This window comes from Novosphingobium sp., assembly GCF_030699305.1.
Classification (GTDB): Bacteria; Pseudomonadota; Alphaproteobacteria; order Sphingomonadales; family Sphingomonadaceae; genus Novosphingobium.
The window spans coordinates 13,214-30,240 of sequence record NZ_JAUYNB010000035.1; the positions used below are offsets into that span (position 1 = coordinate 13,214).

Sequence of the window (17,027 nt, forward strand, 5' to 3'; positions counted from 1 at the left end):
TCGGCGAATGCGCATTCTGCACACAAGTGACTGGCATCTAGGTCGCCAATTCCACGGCGTGGCGCTGGATGAAGACCATGATCACGCTCTCGTCCAGATCCTTTCGGTAATCGATGATCAGCAGCCAGACGTCCTCATTGTCGCGGGCGACATCTTCGACAGAGCTAATCCGCCCCAAAGCGCTCTTAAGCGGCTTTCAGAATTCCTGACGACGGTAAGGGCGACATCATCCGCAGCCATCGTGTTGATCGCTGGCAATCATGATTCAGCCGCACAGATAGGGGCATTGGGCGTTCTTGCGAAAGATGGTGAAGCCATCGTGCGCGGTCCCTTGGACGAGAATGAAAGGCCGCTGGTCATTTCCGATGCAGACGGACCGGTGGCGATTTCCGCTTTGCCGTTTGCCTTCGAATATGCGGCGCGATTGTGCTTCGATGACGAGGAAATTGTTTGTCCCGCAGATGTCATTCGCGCTCAGATCGCCAGTGCGCGCAAGCACCTTGCCGACGGAATGCGCTGGATCGTCGTCGCCCATGCTTTCGTAGACGGTGCTGCCACGAGTGAAAGCGAGCGGCCGCTCATGCGAATGGTTGGCGGGATCGAAACGGTATCGGCGTCGGCGTTCGACGGGGCGCACTATGTTGCGCTGGGGCACCTGCACCGCCCCCAATCGGTGGGTCTAAAGCATGTTCGCTATTCGGGAGCGCCGCTGGCCTTTGGCTTCGACGAAGAAGGCCAAGAGAAGTCCGTCAGCCTGATCGAACTCGCGCACGACGGAACCGTCGGTGTAACCGAATTTCCCATCAAGCCGCTGCGTCAGGTGCGAACCATCCGCGGAAAGCTCTTGGAGTTGCTGGCTGCTACCGAGGTGTCGAACGACCTTGTGCGCGTAGTTCTGACTGATGAAGCACCGCAGATCGACCCGATGAAAAGGATCAGGGCGCTCTACCCCAATGCAGTCCAGCTTGCCTATGAACGGAATGGCCGCCCGCTCGCGCAGCGCCTGGAGGAACAACGAGCGGCGATTGACGATCCCCATGCGCTCTCCTCGACGTTTCTTGAGATCGTGAGGGGCGACCCGATGTCCGAAGCTGAGGCGGGGATTGTAGCCTCCGCGCTCAATGCGTTGGCGACGACGGAGGTGGTTCAATGAGGCCAATCAAGCTCACGTTGAGCGCATTTGGTCCCTATGGCGGCGTCGAGAGCATCGACTTCCGCGACGCCACAGATGCCGGTCTTTTCGGAATCTACGGACCGACCGGTTCGGGCAAGTCGTCGATCTTCAGCGCGATCGCCTTTGCACTGTTTGGGGAAGGTGCGAAGGAGGAGCAGGGCATTGGGACAATGCGTTCGGATTTTGCAACCGATGCGCTGTTGACCGAGGTTAGCCTGCAATTCGAGCTTGGGGCCAAGCGCTATTACGTCCGGCGGATTCCCGACCAACCCCGTCCGAAGGCCAGGGGAGAAGGGCAAACCATGCAGCCGCATGCGGCTTGGCTCTTCGACGTGTCATCGGTCGCGATTGACGATGTCGGCCCGGACTGCTGCGGCGTTCCACTAGCCGAGCGTAAGGTTGGAGATGTCGCGAGGCTTGTCGAGGAGCTGCTCGGCTACGGCGCCCAGCAGTTTCGTCAGATCGTGCTGCTACCACAAGGTCGGTTCGAACGGTTTCTGGTGTCGAACAGCAAGGATCGGCTCGAGATCCTGCGCGAACTTTTCGACGTGTCGCTATACCGGAAGCTCACGGAAAAGCTCAAATTGGAAGCTGCGGAGGTCCGGCGCGAGATCGAAGACGGATATCGATTGAACGGGCAGCGTCTTGCGGCAGAGGGATTTGCCAGCTCGGATGAACTCAGCGTCGGCATTGCGTCCGCGTTGGAGCGATATGAGCTTAGCCGATTGGCCGTCGCCGAAGCATCCGCGGTACTCACGTTGGCGAATAATGTGTTTGCCGAGGCTGTTTCCCGAGAAAAACTGTTTGTCGAAGTGGAGGCTGCCGACGCTGCGCTGGAACAGCTGGAAGGAAAGGTTCCTGAATTCGATGCCGTTCGTGCCCGTAAGTCCCGTGCAGAGTTGGCACGGCGCATGGCGGACCTCGACAGCAGTCTCACCGACGCTCGTACGCGCCATGGTTCGGCCGTAGCGGCACAGGCCAGCGCCAGCGAAGCAGAAGTTCGTGCCCGTAATGCGGCGGCAGCGGCAAGTGCGTTGCTGGCCGACCTGCGAGCCCTGGAACATGAAATTGAGACCTTGGGTCGCAAAGTCGACGAAATGGACCGCCACCAGCAAGTGCTCGTCGATTCGGCCGAGCGCCTTGTGGAGCATGAAAAGGCTCTGGTCGCTTTGGAAAGCGCGAAGCAGGGGCATGACCAGGCCGTTGCGCAACAACAGCAGGCCGATCGAACCTTTGAGGAAAAGTCCGCTGCCTTCGCTGATGCGCAACGCAATACTCTCAAGCGGCAGAATTTGATCGGTCGCCGCGATACGCTGAAAATCGAATTAGATGGCGCGAATGCACATCTTAGCGCCACCCAGGCAGTGGGACATGCACAGGCTGAGTTCGACGAAGCGGCTGCTAAAGCGTTGGAAGCCCAAAATCGCCATCATCATGCCGTTGAAGAAGTAGCCGCGCGCGAAAGTGATTATATCTCCGCCCAGGCGAGTGTCCTTGCCGAGCGACTGGAAGATGGTGTGCCCTGCCCGGTGTGCGGCGGCAGCGATCATCCTCAACCAGCGCACGGGACCGGTGATGCGGGTCTACTGGAGAAAGCCTGGCGAGCGGCGCAGTCCGCTTCCGTCTCTGCAGCGAAGAAAGATCGCGAGGCGCAATCGCGGGCCAGCGCAGCGAACGCAACGCTGAAGGAGCGCCAAGCGACATTATCGGGGCTTGATGTGCCGCAGCGCGGCGTCAGCGAGATCGATACTGAGTATCGGCATTTCCTCGCCGCGATCAACGAGCTCGGAAGCATCGTCGATTTGACCCTCCTCGCAAAGGAGGTCGACGACTTACGCGCTCGCAAGTTGGCGACTGCAACCAAGCTCCAGCAAGCCAATTCCACTCTGGGCGACGCAACCACTGCCGAGGCCGTGTCCCGCCAAGGCTATGCTGATCGCATCGCCTCCGTTCCGGAGACGCTGCGCGACGCTACCGTGCTGCAGGCTGCAATTAATGATGCAAGGGCCCATCTTGATCGGCGCAAAAAGGCGATTTCCGAAGCCCTGGAGCAACAGCAGAGTTCCCAGGCCGCTCTGATCAAGGCCGAGGCGGCCCTACAGAACGCGTCGAATTCGCTCAAAGATTGTGCGGATGAAGTCGAAAAGAAGCAGACTGCCTTCGACAGCCGACTGATTGAGCTCGGGATTTCCGAAACAGCATATCGGTTAGCCATTCCCGACGTAGATCTGATCGGGGAGCTGGAAGGGTCGATCGTCGAATTCGACAGAGATTTGGCAGCAGCACGTGGGCGGCAAACGGCTGCTAGGAATAATGTCGGAACTGCTCAGCGTCCCGACCTGGAACCGTTCCGGCTCAGCTGCAATCAGGCGCAGACAGCGGCCGACGAAGCCTCAAAGAATAGCGCCGAAGCACAGCAGAAGCATCGCTCGCTGATCGATCTGAAGACAAGTTTGGCCGACGAATTGGAGAACCTGCAGAGCCTCGAGCAAGCTTCCGGCTCATTGCGCGGTCTCGCCGAAGCCTTCGATGGGCAAAACGAGTTGCGGACTACCCTTGAGACGTTTGCCATCGGCGCCATGTTCGATCAGGTCCTGGAAGCCGCAAATCTGAGACTCGACCCGATGACCGGTGGTAGATATCGGTTCGAGAGGGACACGGTGAGTGTTGGCGGGAGATCGAAACGCGGCCTCGATGTGCGCGTTCACGATATCCAAACAGGCCGGGCGCGTGAGATCATAACCTTGTCTGGGGGCGAAACCTTTATCGCGGCCCTATCCCTGGCGCTTGGCCTTTCTGATGTGGTTGAGATGACCCACGGGGCCATTAGGCTCGACACGATCTTCATCGATGAAGGCTTCGGCAGCTTGGATACCGAGAACGACGCTGGCACGCTGGATCAAGTTCTGCAGGTTCTGCAGGACATCGTTGGCGAACGCCGATCTGTTGGACTGATTTCACACGTGCCGCTGGTTCAACAGGCTGTCCCCAATGGCTTCAGCGTTCGGAAAGGGGTGAATGGAAGTGTCATTGAGTCACGAATGCAGTGACGTTTGACTTATCCGCCACATGAGTGAATTTCAGCCGCATGCACAACGCCTTAATACCTTTTCGGAAGTACTCGGATTTTTCCGGACGTGCGAGCACGCGTGAGTTTTGGTCGTTCTTCGCACTTTCGGCTGCTGTATTCGTCACCACGGTTTTGCTTACCGGTCTCAGCGCGCAGACCTCTGCCAAGGCTACTCCGACTTGGGCGCTGGCATACGTTTTCTGGTGGGCGGTCACAGGAGTGCCATGGTTTGCGCTCCAGGTGCGCCGCCTGCATGATCAGGGCAGGAGTGGCTGGCTCGTTTCGATCAACATCGCTGGCTATGTCGCGCTTTTCATCCAACCGCTGGCAGGCATGGCGTTACTGGCTATTTCTCTTGGTCTTATGGCACTGCGGGGCGAACGGGGGAGAAACCAATATGGCGCAGCGTCCGAGGTGGCCGATGCAAGGTTCGACACGGTCGGTATATCGTCCGGAGGTGACATTGAGGCTTCCGACGAGCAACCAACCCGCGACCAGCATGGTGTATTGCGCTTGTCAGATGGGACCTTCGAGTGTGCCGGAGTGGTTTTTGCCAGTTATAAGGAGGCTTATCAGTTCGGTCTCACCGAGGAGAGGCGTTCGACGCGGCGACCAGGTGAAGCTGACGGCGGTGCGCGGCGGAACGCTGCAATCGAAGGGGTGCTCGATTCAGCCTCAAAGGAGCAGGCTCCAGAAAATCGTGCCTCGTCAATGAGAGTCGGCGTTGACAGGTACGAGGTCACACCGACCTCGGATGGCCGTTTCATGTCCGGCGGTTATACATTCACCACGAGGGCACAGGCTGAGAATTATGCGCAGCGCCGCCGAGGAACAGCCGCACCTTCGGCGGCCGTAGGGACGAACGGTGCAACCGCCGGCTTCCCTGACAATCCTAACAAGCCTGCGACGTACAGCGGCCCAAAGGAGAGCTGGGCGGAAATCGAACCTGGCATCAAGCTGGGCAGAGATGGTCAGTTTTACGTTCGTGGGTACGCCCATCCCAAGCTTGACGATGCGCGAAGGGCAGCCACTGGTTACGGCCATAGGCCAGTTCCGACGGCGCAACCCCAGCCAGTTTCCGCCCCGAGAAGGGAGCCGTCTCAAAGCTTCATCGCCAAACTCGCCAAGCCTTTTGCTCCTGCACCAGCTGCACATTGGATCGCCGAGCCAACCACGGTGGAGGTGGCCGGAATCGAATTTCAAGGGGAGCTTCTTTACTACGGGAAAGGCGATCGACGGTCGAACCATCGAGCTCTGGTTGACCCGACGTTGTCGGTGGCATCCGATTCAGACTCGCTCGGGACATCTCTGGGTTACTGGCCGAACTATAGCGAGCTAACGCCCTCTGCACGTCGAGCGTATCTGGAATGGCTTGCTTCCGGGCGTAGTACACCGAACGCTCCCATTGGGTATGTTTTCGTCTATTTCTATGGCCTCGAGCGTCGCTTGATCGCGGAGAAGAGCGAGCAGGATGCAGGCGCAATCCTAGCGGAAGCGCGTCGCCTGCTGGACATCTACGGCGACAACCACTCATTCCGTAATTATTGTGGGGCGCTGATCGAGGCTGGCGAGCTGATCTTCGACATCGCACCCCCTGGAAATGTAATTTCGCTCGACATGCGGCGAGGTTGGGAAATCCCCATTGACATCCGGGTGCGGCTCGGCCGCAAAGTCCGTGACGGTATAGCAATAGATTCCGATGACGCCTTGTGCTGGGCCTTGACCCATCCCCAGCTCTATCCACGAACCGCCGTTAGTCGCTGCTTTGATCAGTTCTGCGCGCTGTGGAGGTATCGCTTCGCTGAACGCTTCCCCGATGGCATCAAGGTGCGTGGCGGCAAAACGCGTCTGCAATTCAATTATCGAGCGGCGAGCGGCGAATTCAATGCTCATGCCGAACTAGAGGACCTGCCCGATATTGGAGCAATCGCAGGGCCTGTGACCAAGCTTGAAGCCTTGCTGACGGCATGTACCGAGGAACTCGATCCGCTCAGCAGGTTCCTTGGCCGCAATCCCAAAGAGCGCGCGACCTTGCTCGCTGCCGCACTTTGTCCCGCAGAGGCCTTGAATGATCGCGCCGAAGCCCTCCTCAGCGCAGCACGGACTCTTCTATTTGACGGAAATAGCCAAGATGGTTTTGCGCAGAAGCCTGTCGGCAAAGTGTTGGAAGTGTTGGCAGGAAATCCGGGGGGACTGGCTGCAGACCGAAGGGCGTTCTTATCTAAGCGCCTGCCCGAAATCCTCGATGCGATGCAGATCGGTTTCGAACCAGATAAGCGGTTCGGCCCTGCCCCCACTCCAAGTGACGACACCGTGTTGTGCCTGTTCGAGATGGGTAAGTCTATCAAGGCGCATCAAGAACGTGACGAGTATCGTTCGGCCCGCACGATGATCGAGATTGCCGTTCTGGCCGCCAAGGCAGACGACCAGGTCGTCGAGGCGGAAATGAGCGTGATCCTCGACGATGTCGCACAAATTGAAGGGCTGGATTCGAACGACCAGCATAGATTGCGCGCTCACGCACAGGCTTTGGCATCAAACCCTTCAAAATTGCGCGCGGCGACCAATCGGCTGCTGGCGTTACCCGACGCTGAGAAGGATCGAGTGCTGAATGCTGCCGTTCGCGCGATCCTTGCCGATCAACGCGTATTGCCGTCCGAAGTGCGTTTTCTGGAGGGTCTCTACAAGTCACTTGGGAAGCCGCAGGACGAGGTTTATGCGCGACTGCACGCGGGCGAGAACAGCCCACGATCGCAACGCACCGGTACGAAGCAACCGGCCCACATCGTCGATAGCGAGAGGCTGGCCCGGCTTCGACGGGAGACAACCGCAGTCTCGACCATGCTCTCCAGCATTTTCCAGGAAGAGGAATTGGCCTCGCCAGAAACTACGGCCCAACCACAGCCAGAAGAAAGGAGCCTGCCTGGTCTTGATGCCGCGCACTCGCACGTACTTCTGACGCTCTCGGAGCAGCCGGTCGAAGCCGACGTTTTTGAGACCCTCTGTCGTGTGCAGCGGCTGCTCCCCGATGGAGCCATTGAAACCATAAACGATTGGGCTTTCGACGCCCTCGACGACATCGCGATCGAATGCGAAGACATCGTTTCGATTCAACCGCACCTCATCGACAAAATCAGGAGCATGGCCGCCGCATGACCGAGCGAACACCAATCCGGCTTCGCGACCGCGACACGATAGTCCAAGCCCTCGCTGCTGGCGTCGTCCCGCGGGTCGGCTTGCAGCACATTCAGGTCGGGCGGATGCTCGAGGTCAGCGCCCTAATAAAGGACATCGACCGGATCGCCGACGGCGGGTCATCTTGTCGGTTCGTTATCGGGGAATACGGCGCAGGTAAGACATTCTTCCTGAGTCTTGTGCGGCTAATCGCGTTGGAGCGTCGGTGCGTTACCATTCACGCAGACCTGGCTCCCGATCGTCGCATTCATGCGACCGGCGGTCAGGCGCGCGGGCTTTATGCAGAAGCGATCCGCAACATGGCCACACGGACCAAACCGGATGGCGGCGCACTGCCTAGCGTTGTTGAACGCTTCATCAGCGAATGCGTGAAGGTCGCGCACGCTGATAACCGGCCCGTAGAACAGGTCATCGATGACCGTCTGGCTTCGATCCAAGAGCTGGTGGGCGGCCATGATTTTTCGCACGTGCTCAAGTGCTACTGGCAAGGCAGTGAGGCTGGTAACGAGGCTCTGAAGGCTTCGGCCCTGCGTTGGCTACGCGCCGAGTTTCCGACGAAAACCGAGGCGCGCCAATCTCTAGGAGTCCGTTCGATAATCGACGACGCCGATGTCTTTGACAGCTTGAAGCTCCTTGCTCGCTTCACTCGGCTCGCCGGCTACACTGGTTTGCTGGTTGTGTTCGACGAGATGGTCAACATCTACAAATTGCAGAGCTCCCAGGCACGAAACCAAAATTTCGAGCAGATCCTGCGCATGGTCAACGACATGCTCCAGGGCAATTCCGAAGGGCTTGGTTTCATTTTCGGTGGCACGCCTGAATTCCTCATGGACAGCCGCCGCGGGCTCTACAGCTATGAGGCCTTGCAGTCCCGGCTTGCAGAAAACCAGTTTGCCGCCCCCGGCTTGGTCGATCTTAGCGGCCCGGTCGTTCGCCTCCAAAACCTTTCGCCTGAGGAATTCTTGATCCTGTTGGGCAACATCCGCGCGATCTTCGCGTTAGGCGACCCGACGAAGCATCTCGTGCCCGATGAAGCGCTCGACGCATTCATGGCGCATTGCAGCCAGCGCATTGGCGAAGCATACTTTCGGACGCCGCGTAACACCATCAAGGCCTTCGTCCAGCTCCTTGCAATCTTGGAGCAGAACCCCGCTCTCGATTGGCGAACCTTGATCGGGAGTGTTTCGGTGGATGACGATCCTGGCGAAGACGTCGCCACTGCAGTGGACGGCGATGATGAGCTTGCCACGTTCGAGCTCTGAAAGCGGTTCCGGGTTCGATCTGCTCCATCCGCAGGTCCAACGCTGGGTCAGGCAGCAGGGCTGGTCTCGTTTGCGAGATGTGCAAGAGCAGGCGATCGCAGCGATCTGTGGCAGTGACGAGGACGTCCTTATTTCAGCCGCGACCGCAGCCGGCAAGACCGAAGCAGCTTTCTTGCCGCTCCTGGGCTCCTCTACAGCGCGGGCGGAGCCTGGTATCTCGATTCTATACGTCGCTCCGCTTAAGGCGCTGATCAACGATCAGTACCGTCGGCTTGAAGAGCTGTGCGACAAACTCGAATTACCTCTGGTTCGTTGGCATGGTGATGCCCCCCAAGGTCCCAAGAACAAAATCATCAAGGCACCCTCCGGTGTGGTGCTGATCACCCCGGAATCAATCGAGGCAATGCTGTTGCGGCGACCGGCAACTGCCGAAGCCCTTTTCGGTGCGCTTGATGCAATCATAATCGACGAGCTTCATGCATTCCTCCAAGGACCGAGAGGTCTTCACCTCTCGAGCTTGTTATATCGGATTGAGGTGCTGAACGATCGGCGGCCGCGACGAGTAGGATTGTCAGCGACAATAGGCGACCTCGAATTCGCGGCGCGATGGTTAAGCGCCACCGCACCCAAACCAGCGAAGATCATTGCGGTTGCGGGCGGTGCCCCACCGCTGAAAGTCCAAGTCCGGGCCTATGTCGAACCACCCGAAGGCGGTGCGGACGGCGATGGGATGCTCAATGAACCGCAATCTGGATCAGCTTTGGCTCAGATCGCTCGGCACGCTTTTGAAGCTCTACGTGGCAGCAACAACCTCTTTTTTGCCAGTTCTCGGGCCAACGTTGAAACTCTGGCCGATCGGCTACGCACAATCAGCGAGGAAGGCCAGGTACCCAACGAGTTCTTTCCTCATCACGGCAGCCTGAGCAAAGGCCTGCGAGAAGAACTCGAGTTGCGACTGAAGGATGGCCGCCTGCCAACAACAGCAGTTGCGACGACGACGCTGGAGCTTGGGATCGATATCGGTTCCGTCGTTGCAGTGTCGCAGCTTGGCGCGCCACGCTCGCTCGCATCGTTGCGGCAACGCCTAGGCCGGTCTGGTCGGCGGGAGGGATCCAGCGCGATCTTCCGGAATTATTTGCGCGAACCATATCCTGTTGCCGACGCTGATCCGCTAGACAAATTGCACTTGCCCGTGGTCCAGGCCGTGGCAGCGCTGAATTTGCTACGCTTGAAGTTCGTCGAACCCCCTCAAGCCGACCCAGCTTTGCTATCGGTCAGTGTTCACCAGATTCTGTCGCTCATAGTCCAACGGGGTGCCATAAGCGCCGGGGCCCTATACGCATCCTTGTGTCAGCAGGGACCGTTTACAGCTCTCAAGAAAGCCGATTTCGCCGACCTGCTCCGAGGAATGGGCAGTGATGAGGCAGGTCTGATCGAGCAAGCACCCGACGGTTCGCTCATGCTCGGCCCAGAAGGGGAAAAGCTGACTGCATCGCGAGATTTCTATGCCAACTTCTCGACCGATGAGGAATGGCGCCTGGTCCATTCCGGACGGACACTCGGAACACTGCCGATCGTAAATGCGCTAGTCGTCGGATCGATAATCGGATTTGCGGGACGTCGTTGGCGTGCGACCGGTATCGACGACAAGGCGAAGGTCGTTGAAGTTGTCGCCCATAACACAGGGCGTGTGCCAAAGTTTGATCGCCTTGGTCAGGAGCCAATCCATGACCGCCTTGCAGCTGAGATGCTGGCCGTCTTGATGAGTGAGGATCTGCCGGACTATCTCGACGACAACGCCAAGGAGCTCTTGGCTGCCGGCCGCTCGGCCTTTGCCGAACTCGGCCTGCAAAAATCCCGCTACATCGATGCGGGCTCCGCGACGCACGTCCTAACTTGGCAAGGTACATCAGCAAATTCACTGCTCGCGGTCTTGCTCACGTCCATGGGCTTCGCGTGCGAAACATTCGATGTCGGGATCACTTTGACTGGCTGTCCAATCGAGGACGCTTCCGCTGTGATCGCATCAATTGATGGTTGCCCTCCAATTGAGGACCTCGGGCGGTTCGTGGAGAATCTCATTGTCGAGAAATATGACGCCTATGTTCCAGAAGATCTTTTGCGTCGGATTTGGGTTCGTCGACACGAGACTCTTCGTGAACCGATGAGTCAACTGATACGCGAGCTCGCAGCTACTACAGGCGACTGAGTCAAAACACTAAGGTCAGGAGCAACCCAGATTGTGAAGACGATTTGACTGGCGATCTGGTTTTGATCCATGAGCAAGAAGTGCTTCTTTGCGCCCGCGAGTAATGCGGCATGTGCGGGTTCGGTCACGTTTAGGCTCCGGGATCCTCTTCCGGTCCGGCGAGCTCAGCCACTGTACCGAGATCCTCTAAATCGTCTAGATCGTCCCAGACGATGTCCTTAAACATGAGGAAGCTGGGCTCCCGAACCGCCATCGCATCGATCTCGTCTCGATTGACCAGATACCGACGCAGTCCGAATCCGTCGTCCTTAGGGAGAACCTGCCAAATTTTGATTTGTGGATGATCGTTCAGGAGCTTGACTATGCTCTTGATGACAGACCCGTTGCATCTGAGTCCGAAGAGGATTGCGGTTATGCGAAACGGGGCGTCAGTGACGCCGTTCCTGTCGCGAACGTCGCGCCACTCCTTTTCGTACTTCCATTCATTCGACTTTGTATAGAAGTAGGTCTGAAACACCCGCTCCTGTGCTACCAAATCATCTCGGACCTTCCACCGATAAAGATCACTTGTCTTGATCGCGCGGGGGCCCTTGTAATCGACCGCCTTGAGACGTGGGTGCCCCTGATCGCGGGTGTCGTACTCAATGCAAATGCCACGATGCTCATCGGCATAGTGCGACCACATTAGCCCGCTCTTCCACGTCGCGGACAGCGAGAGCACGCCCTCATCTCCAAGTTCCAGGTCGAGCTCGTGTTTGATGGTGCTCGCGAGGGTGCGCATCAAATAGCTTTCGACCTCGGCATTAGTGCGGTAGTCGCCGTACTCTGAGGAATTATAGCGGAGACGGCCGATCTCATTGCGTCCCTCTTCCTCGTTCTTCCGTCTGACAATCATGCGGTAGAGCAAACGTTCGAGGTGTCTACGGTCGATATCCACGTCGATCGTGGGATCGCAGTCCAGCGGATCGTTGAAAGTAGATGGCTTCGCGTAGAAGACCTCTGCCTCGGTTAGGGCGCGCAGTGTGTTCACACTAAAGGGTCTGTATTTGTATACCTTGTCCGGCATTGCCGTCCCTGTGCCTTGTTACGGAATTGCTTGCTAGAATTCGTGTGATTGACGGTTTGCCATCCCCAAGCATAACAACGGCTTCCCATGTGCAACACATTTGAGCAACGGCGAGAAGTGAGAAAATCGACATTATGACGATCGAGCCCTACGGACCTGCGCTTCGTTGACCGATACCACCGCCGTTCCGTCCGAACCGCCGACCGGCGCCCTCGAAGATGCGCTTGCGTCTCTCAAGCGCGATCTGTCCAAGCTGTCGATGCGGTTCAAGTCGGTCGATCATGCCGTGATGACCGATTGCAAGGCGTTGAAGCTCCGCCTCCACTATCCTGCGTTTAGGCAGCGCAAGCCGATGATCGCGGAACTGGTGGACACCGTCTCGACCTACATTGTCAATTTCTGCTTGCCCCGACAGCAGGTCACTGACCTCTACGAACAATATGGCAAGGTTTCGCCGGAGGACTTCACTAAGATGTTCGAGGTTCTCCGCCAGGAAGCCTTCGATCTCTTCAAGCGCGCCCATGTAGCGACGAACCGAAACGGCGAAGCCGGCGAACTGATACTGTACCTGCTGACGGAGTGGCTCCTTGAGGCGCCCCAGATCGTCGCGAAGATGTCGCTGAAGACGAACACCGAGATGCCTGTACATGGTGCGGACGGAGTGCACGTCCGATACTGTGCGGCGACGGGGCGGCTCTACATCTACTGGGGAGAGGCGAAGCTCTACGGCAGTTTGGACCAGGCGATCACGGAGGCGGCTAAGTCGATCGCCGAATCCCTGGACGACAAGAAGATCAAGCACGAGATTACGCTAGTGAAGCGGCACCTGGATCTGTCAAGCCTGACGCCTCACGCCAAGAAGGCAATGCTCGACTTCCTCGATCCGTATGGTTCGGAATACACAAACCGCCACGACGTGATTTCCTGCCTCGTTGCCTTCGATTTCGACGCCTTTGCTTCTGTGCTGGCCTGCGAGGCCGATGCCGAGGACGAGTTCCGCAAGTTGGCTCTTGCTCAGCTTGAAGAAGCCGCGCCGAAGATTGCCAAGGCTCTTAAGGCAAAGGGCATCGAGCACCAGGAGGTCGAGATGTTCATCATGCCGGTTCCGTCCGTGGCAACGTTGCGCGATCTGTTTCAAGACAAAATCGGCTGGAAGCATCCGGCCGCCGAGAAGGCACCGAAGAAAGGCCGCGGCAAGAAGCAGGCGCAAGATGAAGGGGACAACGCCTGATGCAGGAACTGGCTGATCAGATCTGGGGCAACAGCCGCTTCCACGACGCAGCGGCTCTTACCCATCGAACTTGGCTGGCGCGCGAGCTAGGAAGGCCACTTGAGCCGGAGGTGACCGTCGAAGAGGCAGTGCGGCTTATGCAGGCATCCGCGATCCTAGCTTGTTCGACGGATCCGGTGCATCGGAGCCAGGCATACCGTTCGGCGACCATGACGTACGAGGTGGTGGGCGCAAAGACGCTGCCCATGCAGCAGGCGCTCCGCGTTGTGCTTGCCCGGCTCGGCAACTTTCCCGCGCTGGAAACGCGCGAAGATGTCGGCCGCGCAGCTGCGGACCTGCCGCTAGATCTCGCGATTGAGGAGATGGCCCTTTCGGACCGGCGCCGCGTCCTACTGCGGGATCGCCCCGCGCTGCTAACGAGCTTCCAGCACGACCTGTGGTGCAAACTTGGCGAAGGGCGCAGCATCGCCGTCGCCGCACCGACGTCCGCCGGAAAGTCCTTCATCCTTCAGGGCCATCTCGCGCGTGTGTTCAACGAGGCTGGGGAGCGCATCGTCGTCTACCTCGTGCCGACTCGTGCATTAATTGCCCAGGTCGCTCGCGATCTGGCAGACCTTTTCTTCGGAACGGAAGGGGCGCCGGAGATTGTCACCGTGCCGCTCGACGGAGATCAGCCGCTGCCAAATCGCGCGGTATTCGTGATGACGCAGGAGCGGACCCAGCTGATGCTGGCGGCGCATCCGGACATGAGCGCCGGGATCGTCATCGTCGACGAGGCGCACAGCATCGCCGACCAAGGCCGCGGCATTCTACTGCAGTGGGTCGTGGACGACCTGCTTCGTCGCCGCGCGGATGCGCAGCTCCTTTTCGCCAGCCCGGGCATCCGCAACCTAGATGTGTTCGGTCGCACCTTCGGCCTCGATAGCGTGGAGACGCTTCCATCGACTGAGTCGACGGTTGCGCAGAACTTCCTGATCGTGCGCGTAACCTCGTCGCGCCAGGGCGAATTCTCGGTCTTAAACATCGAGCCGGGCGGCGAAGAGGCGCTGGTCGGCGAGTTCGCGATCGGACAAACGATCGCATCGAAGAAGGAGCGCCTCGTTCACATATCGGCCGCTCTCGGCAAAGGCGCGCCCTCCATCGTCTATGCGAACGGCGCCGCCGAGGCGGAAAACCTAGCCATCCAGCTGGCCGACCTGTTTGCGGACCGGGAGACTACGCCGCGGCGCGAGGCGGTGGCAGAGCTCGTCGCCCAGTCGGTACACCCATCCTATGTCCTGGCAGCGGCGATCCGTCGGGGTGTTGGCTTCCACTACTCCAACATGCCAACGCAAGTTCGGCAGGCGGTGGAGGATGCCTTCGCGGATGGTGCGATCGACTTCCTAGTGTGTACCAGTACGCTTCTTCAGGGCGTGAACCTGCCGGCCCGCAACGTCTTCATGTGCAGGCCTGAGAAGGGGAGGCAGCGCCCTCTGGAGGGTACGGACTTCTGGAACCTCGCCGGTCGCGCCGGCCGGCTGCGCCGCGAGTTCCAGGGCAACATCTTCTTGATCGACTATGACGAGTGGAAGGCCAAGCCGCTCGATCAGGAGAGGGACAGCGAGATCGTGCCTGCCCTCCAAGACGGTGTCGCGCAGCGGCTGGAGGATCTCGTAGCGACGATGGCCGACGACGATAGTGACGACAGGAAGCCGGACGGTGACCTCGAGACCCTGTTCATCCGGCTACTAGACGACCATTCGCGCGGTGAGCTGCCGACAACGCTGTCGCGACTGACCGCGGCGGGCGTGCCGTCAACGTCGACCGAACGGGTCCAGACTGCGCTCGACGAGGTGGTCAAAGTGCTGACACTGCCCGTTGAGGTCGTTCGCCAAAGTCCGAACCTGTCACCGCATCGGCAACAGTCGCTTCACGCCGCACTACTCGCCAGAGTGGGTACGGACAAGGAGAGCGTGCGCGCGCTGATCCCCGCGCATCCGCGCGAGAGCGGAGCATACTTCTCCTACGCATCGCTCCTGAGGCTTTGCCATATGCACCTGCTGGGTCTTCCAGAGAGCCACGGATCGCACCGGTACCATGCCTTGATGGCTGTGTTTTGGATGAGCGGCGACCCTCTCCCTAAGATCATCGACAACGCCATCAACTTCGACAAGAAGAAGAGCACCCGGGCCGTGATCCGCAACACGCTCGAGACTATCGAGAAGGTGATCCGGTTCGAGGTGGTCCGGCTGATGTCATGCTACTGTGCCGTGCTCCTTAACGTTTTGAATGAGATCGGCCTGTCGGAGATGGCCGGCTCGGTGCCGCCACTTTCCCTCTATCTCGAGGTTGGTGCTTCGGACAGGTCGATGATCAGTTTCATGGGCCTCGGTTTGTCTCGTGTCGCCGCAGCCATTCTAAATGATGCCACCGTCAACAAGAACATGACCATCGCGGAGGCACGCATCTGGCTGAAGGAGGCCAACCTCGACATGTATGAGCTGTCCCCGCTTCTGGTCGAGGAGATACGCCGGGTGGCCCGCTGAGTGACTTGCGTTAGCTAGGGGGTTCAGCGCTTGGGTCGGCATCCAATCGGCGCCTCAATTCTGGAGCCACTTCGGCAAACTCCCTCACGATGTCGAGCAGTTCTGCAACTCGGCAGATCTCGCCGAACGTGCATCCACGCCAAAGCAACACTTCAGGCTCGCAGGCAAATTCTGGCGCGCCAAACACGATAGCAAAATAGGTGCTCAGGCCGGGATCCCACCCCACTGCTACTTCGAACACATCCGCACGGTTAGGCAGTGGCTTCAACGAATACCGGCTCATCGCGTCACCAATCGCTCGCCAGCATGATGGTCACGACGCGGAAGCTCTGTTGTGCGTCCCACGGCGTCTCCGATCCCCAGGCGAACGTGCCGTCGTTGGCGTAGATGTCGACCTTCCAGAATAACCTGTGGCCCTGGTGCTCGACCACACCGAAGTCGCGCTCGCCGTGCGGGTCGTTGCCAGGATCGATCGGCGTTTCGTTGATCAGCCGCCGCAGTGCGCGCTGTCCCATCATCAGGTTGAACTGGCGGGTGCCAGGATCGGGATCCTCTCCGGCAAGAATATCCGCGAGCGCCCGGGTGAACACGGTCTTCGAGTTCACAAGCGACCCTGCGCGGGCGGCATCATTGAGCGCGGCTATCTCGGTGGTTCGGTCGGTGTCGGCAGGGGCGGCCTGGGCAAGCTGGGTCATCAAACTCTCCTTTTACAATGATCGTCCGATGGACTCCCCCTCCCCTCCGCCTACCGGTTGACGGCGCTTGAGCGTTCACGCTACGTTCTTTCTCGAAAGGAAATTCCCGATGCCCATCGGCGCCCACACCGACCATTTCGATCTTGATATCGCGCTGCGCGATGCCTCGTGCGACCTCAATGTCCTGCCGCCGCGGCGCGCGATCGCAGCCCTGTGCATTGGGGTCGGGGTCGATGACGCCTACTTTTCGGTCCGCGAACTGCGCGAAGCGGTGTCATTGGTGCATGAAAATGCGCCCGGCGGGCGGGCGAAGCTCGCGGCGATCCTCAGCACCTCGTGCGACGATTTCCAGCGGGCGATCTACTACAGCCTCGCCGGGCGCGGCGTGGTCGAGATGGCCGAGGCAATGGACTGGCTGCTGGGCATGCTGAAGGCGCGCGGTCGGACTGCGGCCTGGCTCAGCCGCTCGCGGGTACGCCGCAAGGACCTGGTCTCGCCCTATGTGGCGGAAGGCCCCGACGGCCCGCTGGTGTCGCCGAACCCCGATTTTGAGCTCGGCCAGTCGTGGTTTGTCGAGCGCGGCCCGGAACCCTACTGAGT

The 17,027-nt window shown here is 59.2% G+C and carries 11 protein-coding genes; 8 read left to right on the top strand and 3 right to left on the bottom strand.

The annotated features are described in order from the left end of the window. Positions 1 to 7: 7 nt before the first annotated feature. From Q8Q53_RS14025 to Q8Q53_RS14045, 5 genes are read left to right on the top strand one after another with little or no spacing between them, the layout of a single operon-like run. Positions 8 to 1,153: an exonuclease SbcCD subunit D gene (locus tag Q8Q53_RS14025; protein ID WP_305702407.1), complete on the top strand. Its 1,146-nt coding sequence runs from the start codon at positions 8 to 10 to the stop codon at positions 1,151 to 1,153. Continuing rightward, positions 1,150 to 4,224, top strand: a complete 3,075-nt coding sequence (locus Q8Q53_RS14030; RefSeq protein WP_305702408.1) for an SMC family ATPase — start codon at positions 1,150 to 1,152, stop codon at positions 4,222 to 4,224. Before Q8Q53_RS14025 ends, Q8Q53_RS14030 begins: the two co-directional genes overlap by 4 nt. Before the next feature lie 38 nt (positions 4,225 to 4,262). Continuing rightward, positions 4,263 to 7,400, top strand: a complete 3,138-nt coding sequence (locus Q8Q53_RS14035; protein ID WP_305702409.1) for a TerB N-terminal domain-containing protein — start codon at positions 4,263 to 4,265, stop codon at positions 7,398 to 7,400. Beyond that, positions 7,397 to 8,701 (top strand): ATP-binding protein, encoded by a 1,305-nt coding sequence (locus Q8Q53_RS14040; protein WP_305702410.1) that lies wholly within the window; start codon positions 7,397 to 7,399, stop codon positions 8,699 to 8,701. Before Q8Q53_RS14035 ends, Q8Q53_RS14040 begins: the two co-directional genes overlap by 4 nt. Continuing rightward, positions 8,631 to 10,910 carry a DEAD/DEAH box helicase gene (locus tag Q8Q53_RS14045; protein WP_305702411.1) on the top strand — a complete coding sequence of 760 codons (2,280 nt, stop codon included), beginning with the start codon at positions 8,631 to 8,633 and terminating at the stop codon, positions 10,908 to 10,910. The genes Q8Q53_RS14040 and Q8Q53_RS14045 overlap by 71 nt, the downstream gene beginning before the upstream one ends. A gap of 130 nt (positions 10,911 to 11,040) precedes the next feature. On the opposite strand, the gene Q8Q53_RS14050 is transcribed toward Q8Q53_RS14045, so the two are convergent. Further along, on the bottom strand, positions 11,041 to 11,976 hold the full coding sequence (locus tag Q8Q53_RS14050; protein ID WP_305702412.1) for a DUF2971 domain-containing protein: 936 nt from the start codon (positions 11,974 to 11,976) through the stop codon (positions 11,041 to 11,043). A gap of 166 nt (positions 11,977 to 12,142) precedes the next feature. Between Q8Q53_RS14050 and Q8Q53_RS14055 the strand changes: the two genes are divergently transcribed. Both Q8Q53_RS14055 and Q8Q53_RS14060 read left to right on the top strand, forming a co-directional pair. After that, the gene (locus tag Q8Q53_RS14055; RefSeq protein WP_305702413.1) at positions 12,143 to 13,207 is read left to right on the top strand and encodes a DUF1837 domain-containing protein; all 1,065 of its coding nucleotides are present in this window, start codon (positions 12,143 to 12,145) and stop codon (positions 13,205 to 13,207) included. Further along, positions 13,207 to 15,732, top strand: a complete 2,526-nt coding sequence (locus Q8Q53_RS14060; RefSeq protein WP_305702414.1) for a DEAD/DEAH box helicase — start codon at positions 13,207 to 13,209, stop codon at positions 15,730 to 15,732. Before Q8Q53_RS14055 ends, Q8Q53_RS14060 begins: the two co-directional genes overlap by 1 nt. A gap of 10 nt (positions 15,733 to 15,742) precedes the next feature. Here Q8Q53_RS14060 and Q8Q53_RS14065 read toward each other — a convergent pair whose 3' ends face one another. Both Q8Q53_RS14065 and Q8Q53_RS14070 read right to left on the bottom strand, forming a co-directional pair. After that, positions 15,743 to 16,015, bottom strand: a complete 273-nt coding sequence (locus Q8Q53_RS14065) for a hypothetical protein (protein ID WP_305702415.1) — start codon at positions 16,013 to 16,015, stop codon at positions 15,743 to 15,745. 4 nt (positions 16,016 to 16,019) lie between these two features. Further along, positions 16,020 to 16,427: a DUF3768 domain-containing protein gene (locus Q8Q53_RS14070; RefSeq protein ID WP_305702416.1), complete on the bottom strand. Its 408-nt coding sequence runs from the start codon at positions 16,425 to 16,427 to the stop codon at positions 16,020 to 16,022. Positions 16,428 to 16,536: 109 nt separating this feature from the next. Between Q8Q53_RS14070 and Q8Q53_RS14075 the strand changes: the two genes are divergently transcribed. Next, entirely contained in the window at positions 16,537 to 17,025 is a 489-nt protein-coding gene (locus tag Q8Q53_RS14075; RefSeq protein ID WP_305702417.1) for a hypothetical protein, read from the top strand. The last annotated feature ends 2 nt before the right edge of the window (positions 17,026 to 17,027 follow it).